The sequence below is a fragment of the Marinobacter sp. genome (genome assembly GCF_052091845.1).
GTDB lineage: Bacteria > Pseudomonadota > Gammaproteobacteria > Pseudomonadales > Oleiphilaceae > Marinobacter.
Genome location: NZ_JBQDCO010000020.1, coordinates 1 through 12,751 on the forward strand (window position 1 = coordinate 1; position 12,751 = coordinate 12,751).

Annotated in this window: 14 protein-coding genes; 7 read left to right on the plus strand and 7 right to left on the minus strand. The window is 55.0% G+C overall.

Translation table 11 applies throughout. From position 1 onward, the window contains the following. From ACTHYN_RS08260 to ACTHYN_RS08270, 3 genes are all read left to right on the plus strand, one after another. Positions 1-504 (plus strand): energy transducer TonB (locus ACTHYN_RS08260; RefSeq protein WP_441811977.1); only part of this gene is annotated, 504 nt, incomplete at its 5' end. Between the two features lie 209 nt (positions 505-713). Beyond that, entirely contained in the window at positions 714-1,232 is a 519-nt protein-coding gene (locus tag ACTHYN_RS08265; RefSeq protein ID WP_441811978.1) for an Hcp family type VI secretion system effector, read from the plus strand. A gap of 316 nt (positions 1,233-1,548) precedes the next feature. Continuing rightward, a complete protein-coding gene (locus tag ACTHYN_RS08270) occupies positions 1,549-2,208 on the plus strand; it encodes a hypothetical protein (protein ID WP_441811979.1) in 660 nt (219 codons plus the stop codon). A 31-nt stretch (positions 2,209-2,239) separates the two neighbouring features. Here ACTHYN_RS08270 and ACTHYN_RS08275 read toward each other — a convergent pair whose 3' ends face one another. The 5 genes from ACTHYN_RS08275 to ACTHYN_RS08295 all read right to left on the minus strand — a co-directional run bounded on the left by ACTHYN_RS08275 (position 2,240) and on the right by ACTHYN_RS08295 (position 5,927). Continuing rightward, positions 2,240-2,575, minus strand: coding sequence for a DUF3325 domain-containing protein (locus ACTHYN_RS08275; protein WP_441811980.1), 336 nt, complete (start codon positions 2,573-2,575; stop codon positions 2,240-2,242). Beyond that, positions 2,572-3,951 carry a PepSY-associated TM helix domain-containing protein gene (locus ACTHYN_RS08280; protein WP_441811981.1) on the minus strand — a complete coding sequence of 460 codons (1,380 nt, stop codon included), beginning with the start codon at positions 3,949-3,951 and terminating at the stop codon, positions 2,572-2,574. The genes ACTHYN_RS08275 and ACTHYN_RS08280 overlap by 4 nt, the downstream gene beginning before the upstream one ends. Further along, positions 3,926-4,534 (minus strand): TonB-dependent receptor domain-containing protein, encoded by a 609-nt coding sequence (locus tag ACTHYN_RS08285; protein WP_441812024.1) that lies wholly within the window; start codon positions 4,532-4,534, stop codon positions 3,926-3,928. Before ACTHYN_RS08285 ends, ACTHYN_RS08280 begins: the two co-directional genes overlap by 26 nt. Positions 4,535-4,613: 79 nt before the next feature. Continuing rightward, positions 4,614-5,021 (minus strand): NINE protein, encoded by a 408-nt coding sequence (locus tag ACTHYN_RS08290; RefSeq protein WP_441811982.1) that lies wholly within the window; start codon positions 5,019-5,021, stop codon positions 4,614-4,616. Positions 5,022-5,123: 102 nt separating this feature from the next. Beyond that, positions 5,124-5,927 (minus strand): class II glutamine amidotransferase, encoded by an 804-nt coding sequence (locus ACTHYN_RS08295; RefSeq protein ID WP_441811983.1) that lies wholly within the window; start codon positions 5,925-5,927, stop codon positions 5,124-5,126. A gap of 243 nt (positions 5,928-6,170) precedes the next feature. Between ACTHYN_RS08295 and ACTHYN_RS08300 the strand changes: the two genes are divergently transcribed. Both ACTHYN_RS08300 and ACTHYN_RS08305 read left to right on the plus strand, forming a co-directional pair. Beyond that, on the plus strand, positions 6,171-6,629 hold the full coding sequence (locus tag ACTHYN_RS08300) for an NfeD family protein (protein WP_441811984.1): 459 nt from the start codon (positions 6,171-6,173) through the stop codon (positions 6,627-6,629). 2 nt (positions 6,630-6,631) lie between these two features. Continuing rightward, positions 6,632-7,666 carry an SPFH domain-containing protein gene (locus ACTHYN_RS08305; protein WP_441811985.1) on the plus strand — a complete coding sequence of 345 codons (1,035 nt, stop codon included), beginning with the start codon at positions 6,632-6,634 and terminating at the stop codon, positions 7,664-7,666. A 32-nt stretch (positions 7,667-7,698) separates the two neighbouring features. Here ACTHYN_RS08305 and yfbR read toward each other — a convergent pair whose 3' ends face one another. After that, positions 7,699-8,280: a 5'-deoxynucleotidase gene (yfbR, locus tag ACTHYN_RS08310; protein ID WP_441812025.1), complete on the minus strand. Its 582-nt coding sequence runs from the start codon at positions 8,278-8,280 to the stop codon at positions 7,699-7,701. 56 nt (positions 8,281-8,336) lie between these two features. After that, positions 8,337-11,168 carry a DUF748 domain-containing protein gene (locus tag ACTHYN_RS08315; RefSeq protein ID WP_441811986.1) on the minus strand — a complete coding sequence of 944 codons (2,832 nt, stop codon included), beginning with the start codon at positions 11,166-11,168 and terminating at the stop codon, positions 8,337-8,339. A 182-nt stretch (positions 11,169-11,350) separates the two neighbouring features. Between ACTHYN_RS08315 and pdxH the strand changes: the two genes are divergently transcribed. Together pdxH and ACTHYN_RS08325 are read left to right on the plus strand one after the other, a co-directional pair. Further along, entirely contained in the window at positions 11,351-11,986 is a 636-nt protein-coding gene (gene pdxH / locus ACTHYN_RS08320) for a pyridoxamine 5'-phosphate oxidase (RefSeq protein WP_441812026.1), read from the plus strand. Further along, complete coding sequence (locus ACTHYN_RS08325) at positions 11,955-12,737, plus strand: 4'-phosphopantetheinyl transferase family protein (RefSeq protein WP_441811987.1); 783 nt, start codon at positions 11,955-11,957, stop codon at positions 12,735-12,737. Before pdxH ends, ACTHYN_RS08325 begins: the two co-directional genes overlap by 32 nt. Positions 12,738-12,751 lie beyond the last annotated feature (14 nt).

Sequence of the window (12,751 nt, forward strand, 5' to 3'; positions counted from 1 at the left end):
CCAGAACCAGAACCAGAACCAGAACCAGAACCAGAACCAGAACCAGAACCAGAAACGGTAGCGGAGTCCGTGCCTGAAGTGCAAGAAACAACACCACAGGAGCAGCCAGAGAATCCGCCAGAAACGTCCGCAAGCGAGACGCCTGAGCTATCGCAAGAAAGTGGCGAAGCTCAATCGCAGTCTTCGGTACCCTTGCAAAATGCAGGCAACCCCTCAGCGGTCGATGACTATCTTGCGACACTCAGCAGGCATCTATCCCGGTTTTACGAATACCCCCGTCGCGCTCGCAGGCTGGGGCAAGAAGGCGCCCCCGTTATAACCTTCAAGTTCCGCCGGGACGGCTCACTCATCGGCCATAGCCTGCGCACAAAATCCGGCCACTCTCTGCTTGATAAGGCAGCCCTCGCGATGCTTGAACAAGCAGCCCCTTTACCACCTGTGCCAGATGACATGGCTGGCCGCACCTTCAGTTACGCACTGCCGGTCAGGTTCAGCCTGCGTTAACCCCTCGCCGGGCAAGTTTTCGCCCGGTCAGCAATTCCTCGCTCAAAAGCCGGGCACAAGCTTGCCCGCCATGGCCAACCAACCCAGAAAATATTCATTAACGATTGTTTTAAAAATACTTTTCAAACCTGGCATGGAGTTTGTTTACATCTTTGTCGTCCAGGGAACACCCAAGGACAAAAACTCATTCAAACGTCACGGAGCAGACTATGCCAACTCCTTGTTATATCGCTATCGAAGGCAAAACCCAGGGCAACATTACCGCTGGTGCATTCACTTCCGACTCTGTTGGTAACATTTACGTTGAAGGCCACGAAGACGAAGTACTGGTTCAGGAATTCAGCCACGTTGTCACTGTGCCTACAGACCCCCAGTCCGGCCAGCCTTCCGGTCAGCGTGTACACAAGCCGTTCAAATTTACATCGGCACTGAACAAATCCACACCGTTGATGTACAACGCTCTGGCTTCCGGCGAAATGCTGCCAAAGGTTGAACTTAAGTGGTACCGCACGTCTGTCGAGGGCAAGCAGGAGCACTTCTTCTCTACCATCCTGGAAGACGCCACCATCATCGACATCAACTGCAGCATGCCCCACTGCCAGGACACGGCCAGCGCTGATTTCACGCAGCTGGTTACGGTTTCTCTGTCCTACCGTAAAGTAACCTGGGAACACGCTGTTGCCGGTACTTCCGGTGCAGACGACTGGCGTTCGCCAATCGAGGCGTAACTTACGCTTTGATGTCAAAAAGAGGGGAGCCATGACCCCCTCTTTTTCCACCTATCAAAAGGAAAAGGGTTGAGCCCGTCCCGGAAGATATCTTCGATGAGATTGCCAGGTCTGTCTCGCCCGGAATTTAATTCGCCGCATTCAGACAAACTGCCACCACTTATGGTTATCTGGCGACGTTTTGCCTGGCTCGTCACCGAGAATCTAGTAAATTAGCTGGTATGATATCTCTCCCTATTTACTAAATCATGAGGCGTGTAGTCCTTCGACTGACATGAAACACCCGACATCTCAAACGCATCAACTCGGCGAACTCATGTGCGACGTTACGCAAAGCACTCTCTGGCAACCCGCCGCCGCTTGGGTAAAAAGCCGTGATTCCAACAGTACCTTGATTTGCCGAGTCGGCTCTGGCCAAGCCACCTATCACCGTTTTGATCCACAATACAAGCAGCACCAGATTACCTATGGCCTGCGCATGATTCAGGCCAAACACCAACCAGATACAGCCAGTGGCTGGCTCTCTGCCCGGGAGATCCACAAGCGGGGTTATTTTGGCGGCGAGCTAAGCACGCTTAACCTGCTGGCACACACCTGTTGTCACGAGTTTGCGCATTTGCTGCAACACAGCGCAGGGCAACGATTCCGTGGTTCCGTTCACAACCGGCACTTCTACAAAATTCTTGATGAAATGCATGCAAGTGGCGGAGCGGCGGCGGTACGCAAAGAACTGGCAGACAGAGCGGGCAGGGCCGCAATACCTTTGCCAGGGCAAGCCTTTGAGTTGTCGAACTCAGGGCCTCAGAGGACAGGCTGGAATGTGGGTGAAGCGGTGTGCTTCGATCACGGTTTGCGCCGCTTTCAAGGTGAAATTGTAAGGGTCAACCGCAAGACTTGCACTGTGGATGGCACCGGTAAATTCCGGGGTGTACGTTACCGGGTACCTATGCAGATGCTGCGACAGATAGCTGGTTAGGAGCACCTGGGCAGCTTTAAATGGCGCGCACTCATAAAGCGATAAAAACACTTGCCGTCAACCCGAGTGAGGCCAGCACCATGGCAAACAGTATAACCTGACGCGGTTTGTACGTTAGCTGGAGCCCCAACCCCAGCCCACTTAATGTCAGCAACACGAGCCAAACTGTGCTACCTACCGAACTTCCCCAAACGTGCACGCACAGCACAAGAGATATAACCAGCAGGGCTGTTCCTGTCACCCGTGCGGCGCGCTGTTTCCCCAAGGTCAAAACATACCCCAGCATGTCCAGCGCATAGCGTTTCATCGCCATCGCAAGAAACGCAAAACCTGCGTAACTTAGCGCCAGTGCCAGCCAGGTGCTCATAGCGGGCCTCCTGTAACCACCTGCTCAGCTCTTGGTTGCTGTTGTGTGTTAGGTGTTCGACGGTGCGACGGGGCTACTGACAGGTGGTTACGCAGCTTATAAGCCACTAAACCATGCAACGCTGCGAGCAAAAGCATGGCAAGATCGAAGCTGGCAACGCTCCATTGCCCCGCTGCAATCGCAGTCACCAGGCCATTGCCACCAGTGAGCGGGTTGATCACCGGCAGCAGTACAAACATCAACGCAGCGAGCGCCATTTGTTCCCGCCAGGCCTGGCGGTACGGCCGCACCAGCGCATATACAAAGGTCAAACACCACACCGTAAAGAAACCGTACACCTCTGCCTCTGCGCGGCCGGCCAGTTCGCCGGGAATAAGCCGGTTGAGCCAAAAATAGGCGGCCGTGGCAAGCGATAACCCCGCAATGCCACCCACATTCATTACCTCGACGAAGCGATGCGTCCAGGGTGTATAACCAAGTTTTTTACGCTTGGGTGAGCGTTTGATAATCCAGAGCACCATGCCCGTGGCCACCATGGCTGTGCCAACAATGCCAGAAAAAAACAGCAGCCAACGCAGCAAAGGGATGCGAGGCCGACCCATGTGGGCACTGGTTAACACGTTATAAACAGCCTTCGCAGCTGGTGGCGCAGCAATGCCCGGTGCTTGCTGAAGCTCTCCGCTTACACCATTAAAAATAAGGCGCTCACCCATCCCACGATTGACCATGCTGTCACCACCTTGTTCGCGCAATTCGATCGTGGCCTGACTGGTGCCCGGCTGGTTCACCACAATAGTACCCACCCCGCGCTCGGGCCAGCGGCGTTCGGCCTCCGCCAATACCGGTTGCATATTGGTGAGCGGCGCTGGCGCCAATTGGACTGGCTGCGAGCGCACATCCTTACCCTGGCCTGTAGTGGCTGCGCTCCCGTTATTTGCCGTACCAAGACCTCGCCTCTCAGCGTTGTAGGTTTGGCGGTCGCCATCATAGGCTGCGTTGACACCCCAGGGCATCAACTCCGTGGCAAGCAATATCAAGCCGCTGAGCGCAATCACGAAGCAGAAAGGCAGTGCCAGAACCGAGGTGACATTATGCGCATCCAGCCAGGACCTCTGCCCCTTGCGCGGCCGAAACGTAAAAAAATCCTTGAAGATTTTCTTGTGGACAATGACACCACTGATCAGTGCCACCAGCATGAAGCCGGTCGCAAGCCCGACAATCCATCGCCCCCAAAGTTTTGGAATGGCGTGCAGTTGGTAGTGAAAGCGATATAAAACGTTGCCTCCGAGCGTCTCACGCGCCCGGATGCGTTCGCCCGTAGCGGCGCTGAGTTCGGCACGCTGGGTTCCCTCATAGCCTTCGGCATTGCTTGTCAAACAGATTGCTGATGTTGAGCGACACCTTCAGCCGCTTACTCGCTGATAGATCCTTGTCCCAGAACACGCCCAGATCCACAAGGCCATAACCGGGGTTCCAGTTGGTGCCTGTGTCCGTCCATGAATCGTGTGTTTCCGACCAGGCCCTCATGCCCAGGCCCAGGTTGAACTCACCCAGCGACGCACTGCGGTGTACGCGAAACTTGTTCCAGAGCGCCAGGCTGTGGCGGGGGGTGTATTTCACGCTACGGCCCTCGGCAAACTCATTGTCTGTATCGACGTATTTGGTATCGGTAAACGAATAGCCGACTTGTGCAACCCAGCCATCCATCAACTGCCCGGATAAGCGCAGTTCTACGCCTTGCGCACGGGTCAGCCCAGCGAGTTCGTAACAGGCATCTTCAGGTGTTGCTGAAGGCTGGGCCGAACCGTAGTACAGGCCCGCCGGTCCCCGCAGTAGTTCCACCGATTCCAGATTATCGACGCCCCGCACGATACTGCCCGAGAACGTGGTGTTATACATGCGAATGCCATTGATGAGGGTCTGATGACTGGTAACGCCACGCACCTGAATGTTTCGGATATGACTCGCACCGTCATCTCAGCCGGTACTGCTGGTGGTCAGGCCTGCGAACCCTTCCAACGTGTCAAAAACGTCTTGGTCACCACCTCTTCACATCGCGATTACGCTCTGAAACCTGCTCATTCAACGTCCAGAAGTCGTAAAGAATACCAATCAGGAACAAGCCACCGGTCAGCAGGTAAATAATGCCGGTAAACCACTTGCCCATGTACATTCGATGCAAACCGAAAACACCGGTAAAGGTCAGCAATAACCAGCTAATGCTGTAGTTAATGTCACCCTCACGGAACCGACTGTCTGCCTGCGCATCCATGGATGGAATCAAAAACAGGTCGATAATCCAGCCGATGAAAAACAGGCCAAAGGTGAAAAACCAGATTGTTCCCGTTATGGGCTTGCCGTAGTAAAAACGATGGGAGCCAAGAAACCCGAAAATCCAGATTAAGTATCCCAGCAACACGCTGTGAGTATTTTGTCGATTAACCATAAAGGGACCCGGTGACGATTAAATTCGTGGTTTTATATATATGGGGCCAGCCCCCTTGTTCCGCAAGTCCTGCGGGCACAGTGGCGGGCCGGGATGCAGGGTTTACGACCCCGGCTCTTGGGCAACCCCGCTCACCGCAATGCCTTTCGCTTCCACAATCCCCTTGCGCCATAACCGCCACTCCCCGGGCTGGTAGATGTCCCACTGTTCATCGCTGGTCAATGGTTCGGTAACGATCACGCTTACAATGTCGTTCGGGGTGGTTTCAGATTCGAAGTCCACAATAACGTCGGCGTCTTTCAGCCTTGCCGGGCCAAAAGGTGCGCGGCGGGTAATGCTGGCCATTTTGGTCGTGCAATAGGTGAACAGCCAATCGCCGTTGCTCAGCAACAGGTTAAAAACCCCTTGGGCCGCATACATCTGCGACAGCTTAACCAAATGCTCTGTCAAACCCTCAACCGGATCGTTTCGATCACAGTGCTCGCGCAGATGATTGAGTATATCGCAGAATAACGCCTCGCTGTCTGTGTCACCCACCGGTTCGTAAAATCCCGGTGATGGCCGGAACTCAGAAAGTTGCCCGTTGTGGGCAAATACCCAGTACCGACCCCAGAGTTCGCGCTTGAAGGGGTGGGTGTTAGCCAGACAGATCTCACCCACATTGGCCTGGCGTATGTGGCAAATAGCCACTTCGCTTTTGATAGGGTGGGTCTGAACCACTTCGGCGAGCCGGGAGTTTGAACTTGCATCCACATCGTGAAAGGCCCGCACACCTTTGCCTTCGTAAAACGCCACGCCCCAGCCGTCTTTATGTGGGCCGGTGTCGCCCCCTCTGCGAGTCAGGCCGGTAAAGCTGAAACAAAGATCGGTGGGCGTGTTGGCGCTCATGGCCAGTAGTTCGCACATAAAATGCGGCTCCTTCCGGTGTCAGAATAACAACTGTAAGAATACCGCACTTGGGCAGCCAAGCCAGTGGCCCTTCTGCCCCCTTACGGAAATTTCAGCCAGCCCCTGAATCCGACTATGGCAATCTGCTTTGCATGGTGCTTGAGCCATTCTGACTCGGCCCCAACTTTTGGGTACAATTCCGACTCTCCAGTGGCCTCTGCCTCCTGGATCTCTTAAACCCTGAATCTGCGGATTTTCTGTATGGAATGGAGCCTTACGCATTTCTGGCTAATTTTGGCCCTCATATTAGGCCTGGCTGAACTGACATCCGGGGTGCTTCTGCTGCTCGCACTGGGCATTGCCGCAGCTTTAACCGCTGTGCTGGCATTCACCGGCCTATCGTTCGAGTGGCAGCTTGTTGGCATGGGCGCGTTCTCGGGCGTGCTGGTGCCTATCGCTATCCGCTGGATTCGCCCTCGATTTTCACCCAAAGGCGTCGCTTACGGCACCACAGGTACCGGCGTTGAGCAGGGCAGGCGTTATCACACCCTGAAGCGGGATTTCGACGGCGCGACAGGTATCAAAGTCAACGGCGATTTTTATCGCCTGCGGGACGAAACAACCGGCGCCACTGACCTTCCGGAAGGAACCGACGTTATTTTCAAACAATTCGATGGCACCACCGCCATTGTACAATTAGACACACACAAGGAACTGTAAACATGGAATCCTATCTCACACCAGGGTTGATCATCAGCCTGATTGTTGTCGCCATCGGCGTTTTCATTATCGCAAAAGGGTTGGTTATCGTCCGCCAGTCTGAAGTGATGGTTATTGAGCGCCTGGGCTCTTTCAATCGGGTTTTGGAAAGCGGCGTGAACATCATTATTCCGTTTGTTGAACGGCCGCGCCCAATCACCATGATTCGCTACATGCGCATGGGCGAGGAGTACCACCCGATGACCAGCGATGAAACCCGCATAGACCGCCGGGAAACGGTTATGGATTTCCCGGGACAGCCGGTGGTAACCACCGACAACGTCACCGTGAAAATCAACGGCGCTCTTTATTACCAGATCATCGATCCTCGCCGCGCCGTGTATGAAGTGGCCAACATGAGCCAGGCAGTAGAAGTGCTGGCTAAAACCACTTTGCGTTCGGTGGTGGGCAAAATGGAGCTGGATAAGCTGTTTGAATCCCGGGCTGAGGTGAACAATGCCATTCAGGCCGAAATGGAAGAAGCAGCCTCTAAATGGGGTGTAAAACTCACCCGGGTGGAAGTTCAGGACATAAATATGCCGGAAGAAGTTGAAGACGCCATGCGCCTGCAAATGGCCGCCGAGCGTAAGCGTCGAGCCACAGTCACCGAGGCGGAGGGTGAGAAAACAGCGGCCATTGCCAAGGCCCAGGGCCAGCGAGAATCTGCCATTCTTAACGCTGAGGGCGACAAAGAATCGTCCATTTTACGGGCTCAGGGTGAACAGGAATCGATTCGTCTGGTGCTTAGCGCCATGGGCGATTCGGAAGAAAACAAGCAAACGGTTATCGGTTATCTGCTGGGGCAAAGCTACATCAAGATATTGCCGACCATGGCCCAGGAGGGCGAACGGGTGTTTGTGCCCTACGAATCGTCTGCTTTGCTGGGCTCCATGGGTATGTTCCGGGAGCTGGCCGGTAGCCCTGAAGATGTGGTTCGTCAGTCGCTGCAAAAAGACGGCCTGCGTGGCGGGCTGGTTGGCGGTGCTGGCAACGTTTAAGCCTTCACAAACCCTTGGACAACCTTCTGGCATCAGCCCAGCAGGTTGTCCAGCGGCTCATCGTAGCTGGGCGCAAATACATCCAGAAAGTACATCACCTCTGGCAACGACTCCTGCTCAAGCTTCTGCCTGATTTGCCTCTCTGCCGGTTCAAACTCCCGGTTACCCGCACGCACTTCTGCCTGACATTTAAGCCATGCTGACAAACGGTCTGCCGCTTTGATCAACTCGCGCTCTTGTGCCGTATGCCGGGACTCCCGCAAATACGGTGAAAAATCCTCACGCAGGTCCGCCGGCAGCAATGACAGCAACTCTGCCTCTGCTTTGTGTTCAATGTCACCGAAAGCCTCGCGCATTACCCTGGAGTGATATTTGATGGGTGTGGGCATGTCTCCCGTGATCACTTCGGTTGCATCGTGGTAGAGCGCCGCAGCAGCGATTCTGTCGGCATTCACCTGCCCGCCAAAGTGCCGGTTGCGAATTAACGCCAATGCGTGGGCCAGCGTGGCCACTTCCCAGGAATGCGTAGCGACGTTTTCTTCAATGGCGTTGCGCATCAGCCCCCAGCGTTTGATCCAGCGCAGGCGGGAAACGTAAGCAAAAAAATGACTCATGGCATGTGGCACGCGCCGAGTTCCTTTATAGCTGTTTGGTGTAAGACGGCAATTGTTTAGCGAACGTCCAGAGTAAACTCTACGACTACGTTGCCATCGTCCGTCACTTCAGCGTCACGGGACGGGTCCAGCGTGAACAACTGCTCAGCCGGAACCCCGTGGGTATCTCGCAGTAGGTCCTGAACCATCGCCCCCCGGCCATTGGCAAGATTCGTGAGTGCCTCGGGCGCTGCCAGTGTTCGCTCGCCTGCAAGATAGGCCTCGCGGGCCTCCTTCCAGTCCTGCTCGGTAAGCCCTCCATCCTGGCTCTTTGCCAGCTCATCATGCAAAAGCACCACGCCATCGGCAGAAGGCGACACGCCACCCCGGATATTCAGTAACAGTTCGGAGCGGTCGTGCAGCGCCTCCGCCAGAACGGCCAGCTTATCGGCCTCGCCCGGAGCAAGTTTGGCTGTGCCTGGCTCAAAGCTCATTTGGCCCAGTTCTTCACCACTCAAGCCGGCAAGATCTGCAATCGAACCCAGCACACTAAAGGGTGACGTTGCAGCCTTGGCAAGCACATTTACAAAGGTTCCCATAACCACCTGATCAACATTGAACTCAGGGCTATCCATATTGCCGCTGACTGGCAGGTTTACTTCGATAACGCCGTTACTGTTCTTGAGTAAGGCGAGCCCAAGCTTCACAGGTGCATTGATTGCATCTTCACTGGCTACGGGTTCCCCCAGCCCCAACCGGTCCACAACGATTTTATTCGAGCCATCAATCCGGCTGCCGGTAATCTCGTAATCCAAATCGAGATTCAGCTTGCCGCTGTCTACTCCGTAGCCCAAATAATGTCCAAGATAGGGTGAAAGGCCAGGCAACGACAAGCCGCTCATCGTTAATTTCAAATTGCTTGTTTCGTCTGTACCCAAGGTGCCAATGTCGCCATCAAACTCAACGCTGGCACTACCACCTGCACGGCCATTCAGGGAAACCTTTCCCTGCTGGGGCGACACGTTACTAAGACCAGTTACCGTGCCATTTAGCTGGTCTAGCGTGGTCGTAAAAGCCGGGTCCAGGGTTCGGTCGGTATAGTCAAGCTCACCCTTTTCGAGCATTAACTGGCCAATGCGAAAGATAAACTGCCTTTCTTCGCCTGCATCCTGTTGCGGTTCTGCAGGGGCCTCGCCAGATTCTGGCGCTGGAACAATCTGCTCTACGTTATGCACGCCATTGGCGTTACGAACCAGGTTGATGGCGGGTTGAGCCAGGGTGATGGTGCCAATTTCCAACCTGGCCGGATATACATTGTATTCAATGGGCGCCAAACGCAGCGTTTTCCATGATATCAACCGTTTACTGCTGCCCGGCAACTGAAGGTTCAGGCCTGCAACTTCAGCCGTGCCGCTGAAAGTACCTGTTAAGGGCTCCTGTTGGCCATCCAGATCCAGATTCCCATCCAGTCCCAACTTGCCGTCAGCCACTGCAAGATTGGCCGTCTCCTGCACATAAGGCTCAAACGCGGGCAACATGATGTCTGCGCCGGAAACAGCCGCTTCCAGAGTAAATGGCTCAGGCGTCACCTGGCCGTTCAACGAGAGTTGCCCGCCGCTGGCAAGAGTTGCCTGAAGCTTATACGACATGGGCTCTTCCATCTCGCTACTGATACCTCCGGTGGAAAGCGACAACTGCTCCAGCGCCAGCTCTGCCGGCTGGCCCGGCTGCTGGTCCTGCCAAAGCGCGCGGCCATCAGAAACAGTCATACCTGCCAACGACCAGCGGAAAGCTTGATCATTCGCTTCTGGCTGCAATACGCCTGCCGTCGTTTCTTCCGTTTCATTGTTGTTCGCAAAAGCGGTAAGCGCGGCCACCCAGTCAATCTCTCCCGCTTTGTTACGGGCCACTGCAATTTCAGGCTGCTCGAAGGAAATCGGCCCGACACTGGCTTCACGGGCATTCAAATCAAACCCGATATCCTTTATCGCAATGGCTGCCGTTGTTAAGCGGGGCCGCTCGCTTTGCTTATTCAGAGCAACCGCCAATTCCTTCACGGACAATTGGCCATTGCTGGTGGAAAGGTACAGGGTATCGGCAAACTGAAGCTCATAATCTGAGCGCACAGTGACTTTACCGCCACGCAGGTCATAGGGCAGGTAGGGCGCCAGGAAATGCCCGATAATGTTGTGATCCATGCCTGAAACAGCCAGGCTGCCGCTGGAAAACAGCGGTGCAACACTGAGGCTACCCTGCCACTCAATGGTCTGATTTCCCAGGGCCGCCTGCAGATGGTAGTCGCTTCGTTGGCCATCTCGTTGCCAGGTGGCAAGGTCGTTCAGAGTAAGGTCCAGCGGTGTAATCCGGAACTCTGCCCTTTCAGGCTGAGTAAAATCCCGGAATAGTAGTTCGCCCCCGTTAATCGTGAACTGCTGAAAATACAGCGAAGGCGGTGCCTGATCTTCTTCTGGTTCAGTCTGCTCTGGTGACGGGCTGTCTTTGCCTGCGCTGGCCGCTTGAAAATCCCGCACGACGTTAACATTGTAGTCTTCAAGCAGGTCCAGCCGAATGAATGGCTCCTCCAGTTCAATGGCCTCAAATCCGACAACGCCTCGAAACAGTTTAAAAAAGTTCAGGTTGATATACAGGCGATCGAGGCCAACCACTTTTTCGTTATCGCCATCGTGGGCCGACAGATTCAGGGCCTCAACACTGAGCGCAAACGGGTTGCTGTTGACATCCTCAACCTCAGCCTGCCACCCCATGTGTTTCTCCAACTGATCAGGCAGAGCACGCTTCAACCACCAGGGCAGCAGCAAAAACCCCGCCAGGCTGTACAACACGATGAGTACGAGCGCACCGATCACCAGGTTTCCGGGAAGATGACTGTGCTGACGGCTATGGGCCACTGGTTTCTCCTTTCGGATATGCATTCCTGATAAAGCCACTACATAAGGATAGTCGGCCCACCCCCCTTTTGTCAGCCACTATGCCGCCATCGCTGACAGGTGCATGTGAACTCTATATCCTGAACGTTCGTAAACCACCCGTCAGAACACGCCTGATGATCAGACAACGAGGGCCCGAGGTTATGGATATCGGCGATATGCGTCGCGACTTTGAAAGTGAGGGACTGGATCGCGAAGCACTGAGCGGCAGCCCGGTTGAGCAATTCGAAAGGTGGTTTGGCGAGGCCCGGGAAGCCGGTATTCTTGAGCCCAACGCCATGTCTTTGGCTACGGCCGGTGCCGACAGCATGCCCGACTTGCGTACGGTGCTGCTGAAGTATTTCGATGAGCGGGGCTTTGTCTTCTATACCAACTATGAAAGCCGCAAAGCTCACGAAATGGATGAGAATCCACGGGCCGCCATACTGTTTCCCTGGATTGGTCTGAATCGCCAGGTGCGCATTCAGGGCAAGGTTGAAAAGGTCAGTAAAACCGAATCGCTTAAGTATTTTTCGTCGCGCCCACGGGGCAGTCAAATTGGTGCCTGGGTCTCCGAGCAAAGCAAAGCCATCACGTCTCGCGGGCTTCTGGAACAAAAAGTGGCGGAAATGAAACGCAAATTCAGCGAAGGCGAAGTGCCATTACCTAATTTTTGGGGTGGTTACAGAGTGGTGCCCGAGCGCATCGAATTCTGGCAGGGCCGGCCCAGCCGCCTCCACGATCGATTTGAATACGTAAAGGAAGGCGATGACTGGCTCATCCAGCGACTTCAACCCTGATTCCACAGGCGTTCGGCAGAAGCCGGCTATCAAGCTGTGCCACCAAACCGGACAAGTTCCGGCCATTGCGCCTGACTGGCTAACGGCTCATGAGCGCAAGAGGTTTGCCGGGCTCAGCAACACCCGGGCGTCGGAGTTCCTCACCAGCCGCTGGCTGATACGCCAGGCGCTGGGTAAAGCAGGCTCTGTAAGGCCCGACCAGTGCTGGCCGGAGGAGGGGCGCCCAACCACCTCCGCCAGCCCCGCAGGTTGGCACCTGTCGCTGAGCCACAGCCACGGGCTATCGGCCTGCGGCACTCAGTACGGCTCTGCGCTGGGAATAGACATCGAGCCCAGCAAACGACACCCCCACTGGCAAAAAGTGGTTAAGCGCTGGTTCTCCCCCATTGAACAGGAGTGGTTGTTCAAAGAAGACGATCCTCACAGTTTTTTGCGGACCTGGACTTTAAAAGAGGCCTGGTTAAAAGCCACTGGCCGGGGTATTGCTGGTAACTTACAGTCCCTGGAAGTGCGCCGAAACTTTGAGCTTTATGGTGACCAGCCAGATGACCACTGGCAGGCTTGCTGCTTTTACACAGAGGGGTTCCTGGCCACACTGGTATACAAGCAAACGGCCGATGATCAGCCTGGCTCGTGGCCATCAATCACATTGCTGGAACCGCCGCCCGATGATTACAATCTGAGCAAAGCGGAACCACTGGATACACACTGGGAGCCGATGTTTCAGCGCCGAATTCGTTCAAAATGCTGATAACGGCACCGGAG